Source organism: [Bacteroides] pectinophilus, from assembly GCA_025146925.1.
In the GTDB taxonomy this organism is placed as follows: Bacteria; Bacillota; Clostridia; order Lachnospirales; family Lachnospiraceae; genus Bacteroides_F; species Bacteroides_F pectinophilus.
The window spans coordinates 1777438-1794887 of sequence record CP102260.1 but is presented as its reverse complement, the minus strand read 5'-3'; the positions used below and the strand labels follow the sequence as shown (position 1 = coordinate 1794887).

The window sequence follows — 17450 nt, the reverse complement described above, 5'->3', positions numbered from 1 at the left end:
AAGAAGGAGGATAATCAGATGGCAGTAGCAACAGTTAACAGTGATGGTTCACTTAATACAGAGGCAACCAGCATATATCATTCAACTACTGATAAGTCTTATGATAACGGACTTGATAAGGATGCATTCCTTCAGCTGCTTGTAGCAGAGATGCAGAATCAGGATCCGCTTGAGCCATCTTCAAACACTGAGTATGTGGCACAGCTTGCTACATTTACACAGGTTGAAGAGATGCAGAATATGGCTAATTCAATGGCTCAGAATCAGGCTAATGCTCTTGTAGGTAAGACGGTAATAATGAATACTATTACAGCGTCAGGTACTACATCATATGTCGGAGGAGTAGTAGACAGAATCGTTAATTCTAACGGTAAGACATATGTAGGAATTAATGGAAGTCTCTATGATATTAACGACCTTAATTCAATTCTGAATACGGATTATTATAAGATTACTAATAATTCAAGCTCAAGTTCAAGTTCCGGTTCAAGTTCCGGTTCAAGTTCCGGTTCAAGTTCCGGTTCAAACAGTTCAACATCAGGCGGAACAGCTACAGACAAGACAGAGTCATCAGATTCTAAGAAAGATGATACTAAAGGCAGCACAGCCAAAGCTTAACGGAGGCTGATGTGTACAGTAACCATATGTGGGAGGAAATATATGCAGATTAACAGCAGAAGGTTTTCTTCAATTGAGCAGGTTACGGGGCAGTATCTTGGAAGTAAGAGCAAGGTACAGGAAAGTCAGAATCAGGATGTCTCATTCCTTGATATTCTTAACAGGACTGCAGATGAGATTAAGAACCAGGATGGTGAAGAACTCAAGTTTTCAAAACATGCAGGAGAGAGACTGGCTGACAGAGATATTATACTGACCAATGAGCAGTTAGCACGGTTAGAGGATGGAGCCCACAAAGCCGGTGCCAAAGGAATTAAAGAGTCGCTTGTACTGATGGATGGAATGGCATTTATTATTAACACAAAGAGTAATACGGTCATAACAGCGATGAATCAGTCAGGTGCGGAAGAAAACATTTATACTAATATTGATGGAGCCGTTATTATATAAGCCGGACCGCAAGGAAGCTTGGTCCCGGAATGACAGAAGGGACTTATGGCGGTTCCCATCGGACAGAATGGAGGAACATAATTATGATGAGATCATTGTTCTCTGGTGTATCAGGTCTTTCCTCACACCAGACAAGAATGGATGTAATCGGTAATAACATTGCCAATGTCAATACCATTGCATTTAAGTCAAGTTCAGTGTCTTTTAGCGAAGTATTCTACCAGACAACACAGGTTGCATCCGGTCCTAATGCTACTACAGGCAAGGGCGGACAGAATGCCAAGCAGATAGGGCTTGGTACGTCTGTTGGTTCTATTTCTACAAAAGTTGATACGGAAGGTGCTTCACAGCGAACAGATAACCCGTTTGATGTTAAGCTGTCAGGAAGCGGTAATTCATTTTTTATCGTAAGAAGCAACGGTAATACATATTTTACGAGAGCCGGAGATTTTACATATGATGCCAGCGGTGCTCTTGTTACACAGTCAGGTGCTAATGTAATGGGCTGGGTAACTAATGACCAGGGAGAGATTGTAAAGGATGTTGTTCAGCCGCTTTATGTCAAGAGTGATGAATTCACATATACAATGCCGGAGCAGACAACCAACCTTAAGGTATCAGGTAATATTAACTCAAGCAGCGGTAACTTTGCCAAAGGCTCAGGTACAAGCGGCGCCGATGGTGACCAGAAGGGTGAAACGATGACACTTTCATTCTACGATAACCTTGGATACAGATATCAGGCAACAATCGCAGTTACACAGGTAGATAAGTACAATTACCATACAGAGGTTACAGGTGTTACTAAGGAAGGCAAGGCTGCTGACCTTACAGTGACATTTGATCACGATATCTCATTCAACCCGACAACAGGTCTTCTTGATGGTACGGATTCATCACTTGATTTTACGATTACAGGCGGAGCTGATGCGGATTCATTTGTAAAAGATACTATTGCAGTTGATATATCAAATCTTAAGTCAATCGGTGACGAGACTAAGTTTGAGTATATTGATGTTGCAGGCAAGGGTAAGGCTGTAGGAAAGATGAGTTCCGTAGGTATTCAGGATGACGGACGTATTATTGCTTCATACAGCAATGGTGATACGGTTGTCATTGGACAGATTGCAACCCAGAGCTTTACTAATGCGGCAGGTCTTGAGAAGGTTGGTACTAATATGTATGCGGCAACACTTAACTCAGGCGAGTTTGATGGCGTTGGCGAAGATATTACATCAGCCGGCGGCAGCATGGTATCAGGTACTATTGAGATGTCTAACGTAGACCTTGCATCGGAGTTTACCGATATGATCACTACACAGAGAGGTTTTCAGGCTAACTCAAGAATTATTACTGTTTCAGATACAATGCTTGAGGAACTTATAAACCTTAAGAGATAATAAATAAATCCCATGCGGCTGCATGAGGTGGTTATTGTGCAGCCGCATTTTCAAAAACTGAGTTACGGCAGATTATCAAATATCATTAATTTGTTGCAATAATTTGGCAAAAGTGGTTTAATATATAGTAGTTTATGGAATTTTGTGCATCAATTGCGCACGATACTTTTTAGCAAAGGAGGGGCGTATGATTGAGGTAACTAGAATTAACGGAACCAAGATAATGATTAATTCGGATATTATCGAGATGATGGAAGAAACTCCAGATACTGTTATCACGCTTACTAACGGACACAAGTATATAGTCAGTGAGAAGACGAGTCAGATAAAGGAAAGCATTGTAAGCTTCCGAAGAGAGATTTATAAGGATTTAATAGCAGTCGACAAGAATTAAGCAGGGAAGGTATATAACATTGGATATTTCTACATTAATAGGTATTATAGGCGGTATAGGCCTGATTATATTTGGTATATTATGGGGACAGCCATCAGCAGCGGTTCTTCTTAATTTCGTTGATATACCATCATTATTTATTACGGTCGGTGGTACATTCTCATCAACGCTTACATCGTACAAGCTTAAGGATTTCCTTAATGGACTTAAAAGTATTTCCATTATATTTAAATCACCGGAGATTGACAATGTGTCAGTAATCAACAGAATAATAGAACTTTCTAACGTAGCCCGTAAGGAAGGTCTGCTTGCTCTTGAAGAAGTTGCATCAGGACTTGAAGACGAGTTCATGAAGAAAGGAATTCTTCTTATAGTGGATGGTACTGAGCCGGAACTTGTCCGCGGTATTTTGGAGACAGAGATGGATTTTATGGAGGAACGTCACAGCAGACTTGCAGGTTTCTGGGATACGATAGCTTCCATGGGTCCTGCCTGGGGTATGATTGGTACTCTTATAGGTCTTATCAATATGCTTAAGGCGATGGGAGACGATATGTCTGCTATCGGACCAAATATGGCTACAGCGCTTATTACAACATTGTATGGTTCAGTAATTGCCAACTGGATTGCCATACCTACATCTAATAAGCTCAAGGATATATCAGCTAAGGAATACCAGTCGAGAGCACTTGTTGTTGAAGGACTTCTGTCTATACAGGCAGGCGAGAACCCACGTGTCATTGAAGAGAAACTTAAGTCATTCCTCTCACCGGCAGACAGAGAAGGAATTAACCCTCAAGAGGGAGGCAATGCCGGAGGTGAAGGCTGATGGCTAAGATTAAGAAGAGAGAGGAAAAGGGCGGCGGTGCTGCCTGGATGAATACATTCAGCGACCTTATGAACCTGCTCCTTTGCTTCTTTGTAATGCTTTTTGCAATGAGTGATCCTAATCAGGAGAAGTTCCAGCAGCTTTCAGCATCACTTGCATCTACATTCAGCATATTTAATGCAGGAAGCATATCAATGGGAGACGGCGTTCTTATAGGAAGCGGCGCAAGCCAGCTTAATGAACTTGCGATATATTACAATAATATGGGTATGAACAGCGAGGGAGAGATTACGCAGGAAGAGATAAAGGATGCGGCACAGCAGATTCAGGAAGCCGGACTTCAGGAATCAGAGCATATGGCTGAGAATATAGAGAAGCAGCTTGAACAGAATATGCTATCTGATGATGTTGAAGTAAAGGCTACATCAAAGTATGTAATGCTGAACCTTAACAGCGGTATCCTGTTTGATTCCGGAAAGTCTGAACTTAAGACTGAGGCAGTCACACTCCTTGATAAGGTATCGAGCATACTTTGGGAATATAATGATAACATGATAGCAATTGAAGGCCATACGGATAACAATCCTATTCATAATTCAAAATATCCTGACAATACGATGCTTTCACTTTACAGAGCTTATTCTGTATTCACATATCTTACGGATCAGAAGGGATTTGATGCATCAACGATGCTTGCAACCGGAAGAGGAGAATCAGTTCCTATAGCTTCCAATGCAACAGCAGAGGGACGTGCACAGAACAGAAGAGTTGAGATAAAGATATACAACAGCTTTGAATAGACATAAAGAAAGGCAATGGTGTTAAAAATGAAAAAAAGCATGCTGAATGTAATTACACTTGCATTAGTACTTATCAATCTTGTACTTACGGTGATTCTTACATTTTCAATCGTGTCAACAACTAAGAAGACGGATAATCTTATCACTAAAGTGGCTGAGATAATTGATCTGGACGTTGGAGGAGGAATCTCATCTAACAACAGTGGTTCATCACTTGCCGTGAGTGACATGGAGACTGTTGATGTTAAGAATTCAGATGATTCTACAAAGATAACACTTTCACTTCTTGATTCCAATAATAAGATTCATTATGCTCAGGTAAGTGTAGTGCTTACGCTTAATAAGAAGTCAAGAGATTATTCAGAGAAGCGTTCAAGCATCGACAGCGGAATGCAGTTGATTGTTAACAATGTAAATACAGTTGTGTCATCATATACATATGATACAGCTCTTCAGAATAAAAGCAACATGGAGGCAGAGCTCCTCAGTAAATTACAGAACCTGTTCCAGACAGATATGATTCACAGTGTTGCAATTAATCTGGTGATTTCATAAATATCAGTAATAGGATACTGGGAACAGGAGGTGTGAAGGATGAGCGAGGTTTTATCCCAGGATGAGATAGACAAACTCTTAAGTGCGTTGAACAGCGGCGAGTTAGATGCCGAAGAGATAAAAAATAGCGATGAGCGTCAGGTTAAAGTATATGACTTTGCAAGACCATCCAAGTTTTCTAAGGAGCATTTAAGAACACTCGAGATCATCTTTGAACATTTTGGAAGATTACTTGCAACAAACCTTCCGGGATATCTGAGGAAGACAGTAAGTGTAGATGTAGTCAATTCTGAAGTTGTTATCTATTCAGAGTTTTCCAATGCACTTTCTAATCCGGTGCTGCTCGGCGTTGTAACCATGCCGCCGCTTAAAGGCAATATTATCATGGAGATGGCATCTAATCTTGGATATGCAATTATAGACCGACTGCTTGGCGGTTCAGGTAATACCATGGACAAAGCTAGAGATTTCTCGGAGATTGAACTTACAATACTTGAGAGAATATTTACAATATGTGTTAATCTGTTACAGGAACCTTGGCAGAATGTTGTACAGACTTCACCAAGGCTTGAGAGAATAGAGACCAATTCACAGTTTGCACAGATTATATCTCCGAGCGAGACAATTGCAATTGTAACGCTCAGTATTAAGATAGGAGAGGTGGAAGGCCTTATGAATATATGTCTTCCGTTCGTTACACTTGAACCTGTCATGGACAAACTTAATACTAAGTATTGGTTCTCTACATTACAGGATAAAGATGACCAGTCATATCAGGATGCGATTGAGAGCCTGATTGACAGGGCACAGATTCCAATGAAGGCTGTGCTCGGACATAGCAGGATATCAGTTGGAGATTTTGTTAATCTTCAACTTGGAGACATTATCAGGCTTGATAGAAAAGTCGATGATGAATTAGAGGTATATGTCGGCAATATTAAGAAATTTGCGGCACTTCCGGGATATTCGGAGGATAAATATGCCATAAGAATAACAGAAGTGATAAAGGAGGAGAGCGAGTAAGATGGACGGAATGCTATCACAGGATGAAATTAACGCACTGTTTGGCAATAATGATGCAGCATCCGATTCAAAAGATGACGCGCAGACTGCAGATACATCAGCTGCAGACACACCTGCTGCAGCTGATCAGGATATAATACTTACTGACAGTGAAAAGGATGCAGTTGGTGAGATATCCAATATATGCATGGGAACTGCAGCAACAACGCTCAGCTCATTGCTGAATCAGCGTGTTGATATTACTACACCACATGTATCTATCTCTACATGGGACGATCTTGCAAGGCAGTATGACAGACCATGCGTCATGATGCAGATTTCTTACAAAGAGGGAATTGACGGCAATAATGTACTCATACTTAGAGAAAATGATGTTAAGATTATAACAGATCTTATGATGGGAGGACCGGGGAATGCGGATCCTAATGAAGAGCTTACGGATCTTCACCTGAGCGCTATTGGTGAGGCGATGAACCAGATGATGGGTTCAGCTGCGACATCAATGTCATCAATGTTCAACCGTAAGATAGATATCAGCCCACCGGTATCAAATCTTGTAGAAGTATATAATAATGATACAGAAGATCTGCCGGATTTCCTTAAGGGTAAGTTTGTTGAGGTTATGTTCAAGCTTACAATCGGAACGCTTATTGACACAGCATAATGCAGCTGTATCCTATTGATTTTGCTCATGAACTTGTTAATATGTTCAGTGTTGATACAGACAACAGTGTATCAAATGGCGTACCTGCTGCAGCTTCACAGCCAGCACCGCAGCCGGCACAGGCACCACAGCCACAGCCTGTACCACAGCCACAGCCGGCACCGCAGCCTCAGCCGGTTCAGCAGCCAATGATGCAGCAGCCAATGATGCAGCAGCCAATGATGCAACAGCCGATGATGCAACAGCCGATGATGCAGCAGCCAATGTATAACAATTATGCACCACAGCCGGATGTTAATGTCCAGCCTGCAGCTTTCCAGCCGTTTGCCGGAGATCTGTCAGCATTGTCACAGAAAGAGAACATTGACCTTATTATGGACGTTCCGCTTGAAGTTACAGTAGAACTGGGAAGAACATCCAAGACAATCAAGGATATACTTGAGTTTGCACCGGGAACGATTATCGAACTTAATAAGATTGCAGGTGAGTCAGTTGATGTTCTTGTTAATGGTAAGAACGTAGCTAAGGGCGAGGTTGTTGTTATCGAAGAGAATTTTGGCGTAAGAATTACCGAGATTATCAAAGAGCAGTAATTTTGCAAAAAACACAAAAAGTAATAGGAAATTACAAAGTTTTAGTGTATAATGTTCAATGTGTTATTTTAAATCATTGGAATTATTTGGGCTTGTCAGCCACATTAGAATAATATGAAGTAAGGAGAACAGGTATGGCAAAGAATATTTTGATATGTGATGATGCAGCATTTATGAGAATGATGATAAAGGACATTCTCACAAAGAATGGTTACAACATTGCAGGAGAAGCTGAGAATGGTGCTAAGGCAGTTGAGAAGTATAATGAACTTAAACCGGACTTGGTACTTATGGATATTACAATGCCTGAGATGGATGGTATAGAGGCTCTTAAGAAGATTAAGGCCGGAGACCCTAATGCTATGGTAATTATGTGTTCAGCAATGGGTCAGCAGGCAATGGTAATTGAGTCTATCCAGTCAGGAGCTAAGGATTTTATTGTTAAGCCTTTCCAGGCAGACCGTGTAATTGAGGCAGTTAAGAAAGTAATTGGTTAGTCTGATGGCATTTTTGAAGATTTCGTCCGGTACAATTGATTCAATTGCACAGTTGATTTCTATGATTCTGATATTTATATTTGTGCTTGCACTTACATATTTTACAACGAGATTCGTTGGCAGTTATCAGAAGAATAAGATGGCCGGCAGTAATGTCAATGTATTGGAGACATTCAGAATTTCTAATAATAAGTACATTCAGATAATTAAGATAGGTAAGAAGTATTTTGCCATTGCAGTATGCAAGGATACGATAACGTATCTTTGTGAACTGGATGGAGAGGATTTGATTTATAACAGTACAACAACTGAATCTCATTCCGACAGCTTCAAAGCTATATTGGATAAGTTAAAGAAGGACAAGCCAGAAGATTAGGTGGGATGAACTATGTTACGATTTATTAAAAAGCATGGAAGAGTCATAAGTAAGGCAGCCATGCTGGTTGCGGTAGTAATTGTCGTATGTCTGTGTACGGCAGGTACTGCTTCGGCAACACAGGCAACGACAGCCGCCCAGGAGACGGCAACAGCGGCAGGCAGCAATAATAATAATAATCTTATTAATTTTAGTGTTGCGGCCGGTGATGGAAGTGATATGGCAAGTGTATTACAGATGCTTTTAGTGCTTACGATAATATCACTGGCACCATCAATATTGATGCTGCTTACGTCATTTACGAGAATCGTTATAGTTCTTCACTTTACAAGAGCTGCGTTAGGTGTGCAGACGATTCCGCCTAATCAGGTACTGATTGGCTTGTCTATATTTTTGACCTTTTTTGTCATGTCGCCTACATTTACACAGGTGTATGACAGTGCAATAAAGCCGTTATCTAACAATGAGATTACAACCGAGCAGGCATTTGATGCAGGAATAAAACCGATGCGTGCATTTATGCTCAAGCAGGTTTCAACGAAGGACCTGGATACATTTCTTAATATTGCGGGCACAGAGGCAGGAAGCATTGAGAATGAGGATGATATTCCGCTTAATGTCCTGATTCCGGCTTTTATAATAAGCGAGTTGAGAATAGCATTTATTATAGGTTTCCTTATATATATTCCGTTTATTGTTATAGATATGGTGGTTTCATCGGTACTTATGTCGATGGGTATGATGATGCTCCCGCCTACGACGATATCAATGCCGTTCAAGATACTGCTGTTTGTAATGGCTGACGGATGGAATCTTGTTATAGGTAACCTTATGCAGACGTTTTCATAAGTGAAAGGATGGGATTGCAGATGACTGAGCAGGATATTATAACTATTGCCCGGCAGACTATATGGATAATAGTACAGACATCAATGCCCGTACTTGTTATATCTATGATTGTAGGCCTTGTAATAAGTCTTATACAGACAATTACATCTATTCAGGAACAGACACTTACATTTGTTCCTAAAATGCTTTCTATATTTATAACTCTCATGATACTGGGTTCTTGGATGATTAACAGAATTGTAGAATTCATAACGCAGTTGTGGGGGAATTTTGGACAGTATATTCATTAGGGAATAAAACATGATTAATTATAGCGTTGCATTACAGGAGTTTGAATTATTTATATTGATTTTGGTGCGTATTTCAACCTTTGTCTATGCAGCGCCATTTTTTAATACGGCGAATACACCTAACAGAGTGAAAATCGGTTTTTCATTTGCACTGGCAATATTGGTATATACTCTGGATCTGGGTATTACATATACATATAGCGGAATGCTGGATTATGCTGCAATAGTACTTAGTGAGGCTGCTGTTGGGCTTCTGCTTGGATATGCGGCTAATGCGAGTGTTCAGATTATTATGTTTTCAGGACATATTATTGATGTTGACATGGGTATCTCGATGGCAACTATATTTGACCCGACAACGAAAACACAGGTAGGTATAATGAGTAATCTTTATTATTATCTGCTGTCTCTTCTTCTTATTGTATCGGGTCTTTACAGATATCTTGTATCTGCAATTGTTGATACATATAAGGTTATTCCGATTGGCCAGGCAGCATTTAGACCATCGCTGTATACAACTATTGTTGATTTTATCGGAGACTACTTTGTCATAGGATTCAGGATAGCTCTTCCGATGTTTGCATGTATGATGCTTCTTAACTGCATTCTTGGTGTGCTTGCACGTATAGCACCTCAGATGAACATGTTTGTAATGGGTATGCAGCTTAAGATTTTTGTTGGTATCATTGTTGTTACATTTACTTTAGTTATGCTGCCGTCGGTATCTAATTATATTTTTCAGGAGATACGGACTATTATGGTGCAGATTGTTAATTCCATGACGCCGGTATAGAGGTAATTAAGTTGAATGATTTGGATGGGGAAGTAAGGCTGCGGCTTGAATATGACCTCCAGTTCTTTGCAAAGGATGGTCCTGGCGGAGAAAAGACGGAGGTACCTACAGCTAAAAAATTAAATGACGCACGTAAGGAAGGACAGGTTGCGAAGAGTAAGGAGATTATAACTGCTCTTATGCTGCTGGCCCTTTTTGTGGTTATTAAATTTTATATTGGCAATTTGGGTCAGCAGATGATAGAATGTTTTAGTGAGTTCTATGATCTGTTTGGAAAGATAATCAGTAACAGCGAATATGGAATGAGAATGGTTGATGCTACCGGTGTCGTAAGTCTTGGACTTACAACGGTTCTTAACATGATTGTGCCGTTTATTGCGTTGGCAGTAGTTATAGCGATTCTTGGTAATGCCTTGCAGCAGAAGTGGATGGTAACCACCAAACCGCTTCAGCCGAAGCTCAGCAAGATAAGTCCTATATCAGGTCTTAAGAGAATGTTTAATGTGAAGCAGCTTTTTGAGGTTGGCAAGTCTGTTGCGATGATTGCGGTCATGAGCTATGTGATATATACAACAGTTAAAGATAAGCTTGGAGTTTTGTATACATTTTATAATATATCTCTGTATGAGGCACTTGAGATTGTCGGGGACATAATTGTTGACCTTGGAATTAAGATAAGCGCGGTGTTCCTTGTGATTGGCTTTGTTGATCTTATATATCAGAGACATAAGTTTAAGGAAGATATGAAGATGACAAAGCAGGAGGTAAAAGACGAATTTAAGAACACTGAAGGTGATCCGCAGGTCAAAGGGCAGATACGGCGCAGAATGCAGCAGGTTTCAAGACGAAGGATGATGGAAGCTCTGCCGCAGGCTGATGTTGTTATTACGAACCCTACACATTTTGCGGTCGCATTGAAGTATGAGGCTAATAAGGGGCAGGCTCCCGTAGTAATAGCCAAAGGTGCTGACTACCTTGCTTTTGACATAAAGGCCAAAGCCAAAGAATATGGCATAGAGATAGTTGAGAATAAGCCTCTGGCCAGAATATTGTACAATAATGTTGAGATTGGAGCACAGATTCCTCCTGAGCTTTATCAGGCGGTAGCAGAAGTGCTGGCATTCGTATATTCGCTTAAGAATAATTATAATATGGACGAAGGGAGAAGATAAACGGTGAATATCAGGAAGACAGATTTATTTATCGGCATATATATACTTGCAGCAGTTATATTCATGATTGTCTCGATTCCGAGCTGGTTATTGGATATTCTGGTTGCGCTTAATATATCAGTAGCGATGATTATTCTTTTTAACGCACTTTTTGCAAAGGAAGTTCTGGATATGTCGGCGTTCCCGACAATGATTCTGTTTACAACAATATTCAGAATCTCACTTAATATTTCATCAACAAAGCTTCTTCTTAAAACGGGTAATCCGGGTAAGGTCATCACCACATTCGGTTCATTTGTCGGAGGTGGTGATATAATTATCGGCGCAATCGTATTCATTCTTATTACGGTTGTGCAGTTTGTTGTAATTAACAAAGGTTCTGAACGAGTATCAGAGGTAACTGCGAGATTTACACTTGATGCCATGCCGGGTAAGCAGATGGCTATTGATTCAGACCTTAATGCAGGAGCAATCACAGATAAGGAAGCAGCTGTAAGACGTAAGAAACTGCAGCAGGAGAATGCATTCTTTGGATCTATGGATGGTGCCAATAAGTATGTTAAGGGTGATGCCACTGCAGGTCTTATAATCACAGGTGTCAACCTTGTGGGTGGTATCCTTATGGCAGTTCTCCGTCAGGGCATGGATATTAACGAAGCACTTAATACTTATACAATACTTACAATTGGTGACGGACTCTGCAGCCAGATTCCATCACTGCTGATATCATTATCCAATGGTATTATTGTTACAAAAGCATCTTCTGAGGAAGGACTTTCAGATACGCTTGTCCAGGAGCTGTTTTCACTTGACAAGGTGTTGCTTATGGTTGGTGCAGCCATGGTGTTTATTGGCGTGTTTACGCCGCTTCCTATATATATTTTCGTCCCGATTGGTATTGTACTTATAATCGTGAGCAGGAATGTAGGCAAGACAGCAGGTGAACAGGCAATAGAGGAGGAAGTGCAGTCGGAGGAAGATGCGGCACAGGAGATACGAAGGCCGGAGAATGTTGTATCGCTCCTTAACGTTGACCCTATAGAGCTTGAGTTTGGTTATGGCATTATTCCACTGGCTGATGTTAATCAGGGCGGAGACCTCCTTGACAGAGTTGTAATGATAAGACGCCAGATAGCGCTCGAGCTGGGTGCGGTTGTTCCTATAATACGTCTGAGAGATAATATTCAGCTTAATCCTAACCAGTATATAATTAAGATTAAGGGTATACAGGTAAGCGAAGGTGAGATCCTTTTTGACCATTATATGGCAATGAACCCGGGATATGTAGAGGAAGAGATAACAGGTATTCCTACATTTGAACCGTCGTTCCATCTTCCGGCAATATGGATAACAGAGAGCCAGAGAGAGAGAGCTGAGTCACTTGGATATACTGTAGTTGACCCGCCTTCTATTATTGCAACACACCTTACGGAAGTTATAAGACAGCATATTGCTGAACTTCTTACAAGACAGGATGTGCAGAATCTTATTAATAATATTAAAGAGAATAATTCTACGCTTATTGATGAGCTTATTCCAAAGCTTCTTGGAATCGGTGATATACAGAAGGTGCTTCAGAATCTTCTTGAAGAAGGAATATCAATACGTGATATGGTTACAATTCTTGAAACACTTGCCGACCATGCAGGCGTAACAAGAGATACGGATATCTTGACAGAGTACGTAAGACAGAGCCTTAAGAGAGCAATATCGATGAAGTATTTCCCTGCTAATGAGACTACACAGGTAATTACACTTGATCCGAAGATTGAACAGGAGATTATGGGTTCGGTTAAGCAGACAGAGCAGGGTGCATATCTTACACTTGATCCGGAGAGAACTAAGCTTATCATGAATTCACTTGGAATTGAACTTAAAAAACTTGAAGATATCGGTAAGAATCCTATTGTTGTTACATCACCGATTGTCAGAATGTATTTTAAGAAGCTTGCAAGTGACTATTACAAAGACATAATAGTTGTTTCATATAATGAAGTTGAATCAGATGTTGAATTACAGTCAGTGGGGATGGTGACGGCATAGTATGATAGTTAAAAAATTTCAGGCGCCAACGGAGACGGAGGCGATACTTAAAGCTAAGGATGAACTTGGAAGTAATGCAGTAGTTCTTAATGTAAAGACGCTTAAGCAAAGAGGCATTTTCAGGTTGTTCAGAAAAGATGTTGTCGAGGTGACGGCAGCACTTGAAGAAAATGAATTTATAAGCAACATGAATGCTGCAAAACACCAGCCTGCATCACCAAAAGCAGGCAGTACATTTACGGCGGTTGTTGATGAAAAGCTGGATGTAATGAATGATTCGGCAGTTATTGAGGAGAAACTTGATTCGCTGCATAACATGCTGAGTCAGCAGATGAACAAGGGAGGGGCACCTTCACCTGCCGTTGCGAGGGCGTATGAGGAGATGGCTGCCGCAGCTGAAAAAGAACCTGTAAGTCAGGAAAAGCAGACTAAGGAAAATAATAACAGTAACTTTAAGTATCTGCAGCTTATCTATAACAAGCTCATAGATAATGAAGTTAATGAAAAATATGCCAATGCAATTATTAATGAAGTGAGTGGCTCTATCAAGAAGGAGGCAAGCATAGACAGCCTTCTCGGATGTGTGTATCAGAAGATAATTCTTAAGCTCGGAGAGCCTGTATATATGACAAAAGGTGACAAGCCCAAGGTCATTATGTTCATAGGACCGACAGGTGTAGGCAAGACGACCACAATAGCCAAGCTTGCTTCATACTATAAGCTTGAAAAGCAGTACAAAGTCGCATTTATAACGGCCGATACATATAGAATTGCTGCGGTTGAACAGCTCAATACTTATGCGTCAATCATAGAATGTCCCGTTAATGTTGTGTATTCAGTTGATGAGATAGCACAGAGCCTTGAGGATTTCAAGGATTTTGATCTCATATTTGTTGATACGGCAGGGCGCTCACATAAGGATAAGGAGCAGATGCTTGAGCTGCATGAGTTAAGGGATATGGTAGCAGGGCTTTCGGATACATTTGATCTCGAATGCTATCTTACACTCAGTGCGACTACAAAGTATAAGGATATGCTTGACATAACGGGCATGTATGCAGATATACCGGATTACAGGCTTATATTTACAAAGCTGGATGAGACATGTGCATACGGCAACATACTTAATATAAGAATGGCAACAGGGGCACAGCTATCATATACTACTACAGGACAGAATGTACCTAATGATATTGAAGTGATTAACGAGCAGGCAATAGCAAGACAGCTGCTGGGAGGCTGACAGCCGGACGGAGGAACCATGGACCAGGCAGAGAATTTACGAACAATTATAAAAAAGCAGAATCAGAAGACTATAGAGAATGCAAGAATAATAGCTGTAACAAGTGGTAAGGGAGGTGTCGGTAAATCCAACATCTCAATTAATATAGCGCTGCAGTTTGCACGAATGGGCAAGAGGGTAATCATACTTGATGCGGACTTCGGACTTGCTAATATTGAGGTTATGTTTGGAATTATTCCAAAGACCAACCTGAGTGATCTGATGTTTAAGGGCAAGGAGCTTAAGGATATTATTCTTGACGGACCTGAAGGTGTTAAGTTTATATCGGGTGGTTCAGGTATAGCTAAGCTTGCCAATCTTGACCGCGAGCAGGTAAGGCGTATGGTTGGCAAGCTGTCAGAACTTGAAGAGATGGCTGATATTATTATAATAGATACAGGCGCAGGAATGTCGTCAAGCGTTCTTGAATTCCTTGTGTCGGCACCTGAGATTATACTGGTAACAACGCCTGAACCCACATCAATTACTGATTCCTATGCGCTGCTTAAGGGACTGAGTCTTTATGAAGGATTTGATGATAATAATACGAGGATAAGAGTGGTAGCCAATAAGGTATCATCAGCTTCAGAAGGCAGGGCATTGTATGAGAAACTGAGCATGGTAGTTAAGCAGTTTCTCAAGATTAATATTGAATTCCTTGGAATAGTATCACAGGACAATGCAATACCTAAGGCTGTAATGAAGCAGAAACCGGTTTCAATAGCGTTTCCTGATTCGGCTCCGGCTCATGATTTTTATAATATTGCGCATACATTGGAAACTAATGAAGACCCGGTATTTAACAGAAAGAACGGCATACGCAATTTTCTTAAAAATGTTTTTTCAAAGGGAATGTAATATATAACACTAAATAATACGAGGTGAATCTTAATGGCGGGAAACGTTATAACAGTTGGGGCAAAGATAGAACTCACCAGGCTTAATGCGAGAAAAAAACAGAATACCGAAGGAATGAAAGTATACTACAGCAAAGTCCTTGACATTATTGAAGACGAAGATGGTATGGTGATTAAGGCAGCAGTACCTCTGGATGAGGGACGCATAGTGCCTCTGGCAGTTGGTGCGGAATATGATGCTTATTTCTCAGAAGGCAGCAGTATATATGCAGGACCATGCAGGATAACAGGACGTTCAAAGGACATGAATATATATACGATGGATATTGTCCTTATTGGTGATCTGCACAGAGTACAGAGGAGAGGATTCTACAGGCTCCCATGCAGCAGACCTGTTAAGGTTCAGGTGCTGACTGATTTTCAGGCAGCGGGATATGAGCGTACGCATCAGTGGAATGAAAAGCTGTTCCAGAATGCCAGGCCTGTGCTTGAGGCAACGCTCATAGATTTAAGCGGCGGCGGAATACGTATGCATTCAGGAATTCATTACGAGAAAGAAAGCCTTGTAAGGGTATTTCTTGATATTATCTGTAATGATGAACCAAAGCAGCTTGAACTGCTGGGCGAAGTTGTAATGTCGTATTCGCTTGAGAATGACCGAAGCATATATGAGACAAGGGTGCAGTTCAAAGCAGTACCTAATGAGATAACAGAGATGATAGTCAAATATATATTTATGGAGCAGAGAATAACACAGCAGAAGCTAAGAAGGTGATGGTATGGCAAAAAAAATATTATTAATCGATGACTCTGCACTCATGAGAAGGGTTATATCTGATATAATTAATTCAGGCGGTGATTATGAGGTCGCAGATATAGCACGCGATGGAGTTGAGGGCTTTGAGAAGATTGTTTCCAATCCAAGTCTTTATGATGCAATCATAATGGATATTAATATGCCGAGAATGAATGGCATAGAGCTCCTGAGAGAACTTCATAACAATCATATTGAACAGACTGTGATTGTTGTAAGTACGGTCGCTAAGGAAGGCGCAAAAGAGACAATTCAGGCACTTGAATATGGTGCATTTGATTTTGTTACCAAGCCTGAGAATTATTTTGAGACCAAGGGAGAAGCATTCAGGAATCAGATACATGCAATGCTTGATGCAGCAACGAGCAGCAGACCATCGGCTGCAAAAGCAGCACAGGCTCCTGCAAGACCGGTAAGGACTACGATTCACCAGCCGGCAGGAACTACAGTATCGGGAGCATCCAGACCGGCTTCAAGAATTGCAACTTCACCTGCTACATCAAGAGTAGGTACACCGGATTCGGTAATCAGACCGGATGAAGGCAGGGCAAAGGGTGTTAAGAGCGGACGTAAGAAGCTTGTAGCACTTGCATGTTCAACAGGCGGACCAAAGTCACTGCAGCAGGTAATCCCATATCTTCCGGAGAATCTGGATGCGGGAGTTGTACTTGTGCAGCATATGCCAAAAGGATTTACCAGTTCACTTGCACAGAGACTTAATGAGCTCAGTCATGTGACGGTTAAGGAAGCGGAAGAAGGCGATGTGATTCGTAAGGGCTGGGTATATATAGCACCCGGCGGACGACATATAAGAGTAGATTCAAAAGGCACAGATTATGTAATCAGATTGTCTGATGAGGATCCGGTTGAGGGATTGAGGCCATGTGCCAATATAATGTATGACTCACTTACAAAGAGCAGATTTGATGAGATTACATGTGTTGTGCTCACAGGAATGGGAGCCGACGGAACAAAAGGAATCAAGAACCTTAAGGATGCCGGAAGACCTATACATGTAATAGGACAGGACGAGCAGTCGTGTGTTGTGTATGGTATGCCAAAGGCATTAGCACAGGCGGGACTGACTGATGAAGTGGTACCGCTTAACCAGATAGCAGATGCAATAACTAAGAACGTGGGGGTATTGTAAA

At 41.0% G+C, this 17450-nt stretch carries 19 protein-coding genes and 1 pseudogene; all 20 read left to right on the top strand.

The genetic code is table 11. The features are described from left to right. Positions 1-18 precede the first annotated feature (18 nt). The 20 genes and pseudogenes from NQ488_08435 to NQ488_08340 all read left to right on the top strand — a co-directional run bounded on the left by NQ488_08435 (position 19) and on the right by NQ488_08340 (position 17449). Positions 19-618, top strand: coding sequence for a flagellar hook capping protein (locus tag NQ488_08435; protein UWN94615.1), 600 nt, complete (start codon positions 19-21; stop codon positions 616-618). A 42-nt stretch (positions 619-660) separates the two neighbouring features. Further along, a complete protein-coding gene (locus tag NQ488_08430) occupies positions 661-1068 on the top strand; it encodes a flagellar protein (protein ID UWN94614.1) in 408 nt (135 codons plus the stop codon). A gap of 83 nt (positions 1069-1151) precedes the next feature. Further along, positions 1152-2468, top strand: coding sequence for a flagellar hook-basal body complex protein (locus NQ488_08425; GenBank protein UWN94613.1), 1317 nt, complete (start codon positions 1152-1154; stop codon positions 2466-2468). A 187-nt stretch (positions 2469-2655) separates the two neighbouring features. Next, positions 2656-2862, top strand: a complete 207-nt coding sequence (locus NQ488_08420; GenBank protein UWN94612.1) for a flagellar FlbD family protein — start codon at positions 2656-2658, stop codon at positions 2860-2862. A 19-nt stretch (positions 2863-2881) separates the two neighbouring features. Beyond that, complete coding sequence (locus tag NQ488_08415) at positions 2882-3691, top strand: motility protein A (GenBank protein ID UWN94611.1); 810 nt, start codon at positions 2882-2884, stop codon at positions 3689-3691. Next, complete coding sequence (locus NQ488_08410) at positions 3691-4491, top strand: flagellar motor protein MotB (GenBank protein ID UWN94610.1); 801 nt, start codon at positions 3691-3693, stop codon at positions 4489-4491. Before NQ488_08415 ends, NQ488_08410 begins: the two co-directional genes overlap by 1 nt. A 27-nt stretch (positions 4492-4518) precedes the next feature. Continuing rightward, complete coding sequence (locus tag NQ488_08405) at positions 4519-5046, top strand: flagellar basal body-associated FliL family protein (GenBank protein UWN94609.1); 528 nt, start codon at positions 4519-4521, stop codon at positions 5044-5046. Positions 5047-5085: 39 nt separating this feature from the next. Beyond that, positions 5086-6069, top strand: a complete 984-nt coding sequence (gene fliM, locus NQ488_08400) for a flagellar motor switch protein FliM (protein UWN94608.1) — start codon at positions 5086-5088, stop codon at positions 6067-6069. A 1-nt stretch (position 6070) separates the two neighbouring features. After that, positions 6071-7326: pseudogene (fliY, locus tag NQ488_08395) on the top strand (flagellar motor switch phosphatase FliY). A gap of 134 nt (positions 7327-7460) precedes the next feature. Next, positions 7461-7823, top strand: a complete 363-nt coding sequence (locus NQ488_08390) for a response regulator (protein UWN94607.1) — start codon at positions 7461-7463, stop codon at positions 7821-7823. 4 nt (positions 7824-7827) lie between these two features. After that, the gene (locus tag NQ488_08385; GenBank protein UWN94606.1) at positions 7828-8199 is read left to right on the top strand and encodes a flagellar biosynthetic protein FliO; all 372 of its coding nucleotides are present in this window, start codon (positions 7828-7830) and stop codon (positions 8197-8199) included. 12 nt (positions 8200-8211) lie between these two features. After that, entirely contained in the window at positions 8212-9048 is an 837-nt protein-coding gene (gene fliP, locus NQ488_08380) for a flagellar type III secretion system pore protein FliP (protein ID UWN94605.1), read from the top strand. A 20-nt stretch (positions 9049-9068) separates the two neighbouring features. Then, positions 9069-9338 (top strand): flagellar biosynthesis protein FliQ, encoded by a 270-nt coding sequence (gene fliQ / locus NQ488_08375; GenBank protein UWN94604.1) that lies wholly within the window; start codon positions 9069-9071, stop codon positions 9336-9338. A 10-nt stretch (positions 9339-9348) separates the two neighbouring features. Further along, the gene (locus NQ488_08370) at positions 9349-10131 is read left to right on the top strand and encodes a flagellar biosynthetic protein FliR (GenBank protein UWN94603.1); all 783 of its coding nucleotides are present in this window, start codon (positions 9349-9351) and stop codon (positions 10129-10131) included. 11 nt (positions 10132-10142) lie between these two features. After that, positions 10143-11303, top strand: coding sequence for a flagellar biosynthesis protein FlhB (flhB, locus tag NQ488_08365; protein UWN94602.1), 1161 nt, complete (start codon positions 10143-10145; stop codon positions 11301-11303). A 9-nt stretch (positions 11304-11312) separates the two neighbouring features. Beyond that, complete coding sequence (gene flhA, locus NQ488_08360; protein UWN97131.1) at positions 11313-13346, top strand: flagellar biosynthesis protein FlhA; 2034 nt, start codon at positions 11313-11315, stop codon at positions 13344-13346. Position 13347: 1 nt separating this feature from the next. Further along, a complete protein-coding gene (gene flhF, locus NQ488_08355) occupies positions 13348-14589 on the top strand; it encodes a flagellar biosynthesis protein FlhF (protein UWN94601.1) in 1242 nt (413 codons plus the stop codon). 18 nt (positions 14590-14607) lie between these two features. Next, positions 14608-15486: a MinD/ParA family protein gene (locus tag NQ488_08350; GenBank protein ID UWN94600.1), complete on the top strand. Its 879-nt coding sequence runs from the start codon at positions 14608-14610 to the stop codon at positions 15484-15486. Positions 15487-15519: 33 nt separating this feature from the next. Next, positions 15520-16260 carry a flagellar brake protein gene (locus NQ488_08345; protein UWN94599.1) on the top strand — a complete coding sequence of 247 codons (741 nt, stop codon included), beginning with the start codon at positions 15520-15522 and terminating at the stop codon, positions 16258-16260. 4 nt (positions 16261-16264) lie between these two features. Continuing rightward, positions 16265-17449: a chemotaxis response regulator protein-glutamate methylesterase gene (locus NQ488_08340; GenBank protein UWN94598.1), complete on the top strand. Its 1185-nt coding sequence runs from the start codon at positions 16265-16267 to the stop codon at positions 17447-17449. Position 17450: the final 1 nt, after the last annotated feature.

Coding starts and splice junctions, on each gene's coding strand:
- NQ488_08435 (UWN94615.1), top strand. CDS start 19: ATGGCAGTAGCAACAGTTAACAGTGATGGTTCACTTAATACAGAGGCA.
- NQ488_08430 (UWN94614.1), top strand. CDS start 661: ATGCAGATTAACAGCAGAAGGTTTTCTTCAATTGAGCAGGTTACGGGG.
- NQ488_08425 (UWN94613.1), top strand. CDS start 1,152: ATGATGAGATCATTGTTCTCTGGTGTATCAGGTCTTTCCTCACACCAG.
- NQ488_08420 (UWN94612.1), top strand. CDS start 2,656: ATGATTGAGGTAACTAGAATTAACGGAACCAAGATAATGATTAATTCG.
- NQ488_08410 (UWN94610.1), top strand. CDS start 3,691: ATGGCTAAGATTAAGAAGAGAGAGGAAAAGGGCGGCGGTGCTGCCTGG.
- NQ488_08405 (UWN94609.1), top strand. CDS start 4,519: ATGAAAAAAAGCATGCTGAATGTAATTACACTTGCATTAGTACTTATC.
- fliM (UWN94608.1), top strand. CDS start 5,086: ATGAGCGAGGTTTTATCCCAGGATGAGATAGACAAACTCTTAAGTGCG.
- NQ488_08390 (UWN94607.1), top strand. CDS start 7,461: ATGGCAAAGAATATTTTGATATGTGATGATGCAGCATTTATGAGAATG.
- NQ488_08385 (UWN94606.1), top strand. CDS start 7,828: ATGGCATTTTTGAAGATTTCGTCCGGTACAATTGATTCAATTGCACAG.
- fliP (UWN94605.1), top strand. CDS start 8,212: ATGTTACGATTTATTAAAAAGCATGGAAGAGTCATAAGTAAGGCAGCC.
- fliQ (UWN94604.1), top strand. CDS start 9,069: ATGACTGAGCAGGATATTATAACTATTGCCCGGCAGACTATATGGATA.
- NQ488_08370 (UWN94603.1), top strand. CDS start 9,349: ATGATTAATTATAGCGTTGCATTACAGGAGTTTGAATTATTTATATTG.
- flhF (UWN94601.1), top strand. CDS start 13,348: ATGATAGTTAAAAAATTTCAGGCGCCAACGGAGACGGAGGCGATACTT.
- NQ488_08350 (UWN94600.1), top strand. CDS start 14,608: ATGGACCAGGCAGAGAATTTACGAACAATTATAAAAAAGCAGAATCAG.
- NQ488_08345 (UWN94599.1), top strand. CDS start 15,520: ATGGCGGGAAACGTTATAACAGTTGGGGCAAAGATAGAACTCACCAGG.
- NQ488_08340 (UWN94598.1), top strand. CDS start 16,265: ATGGCAAAAAAAATATTATTAATCGATGACTCTGCACTCATGAGAAGG.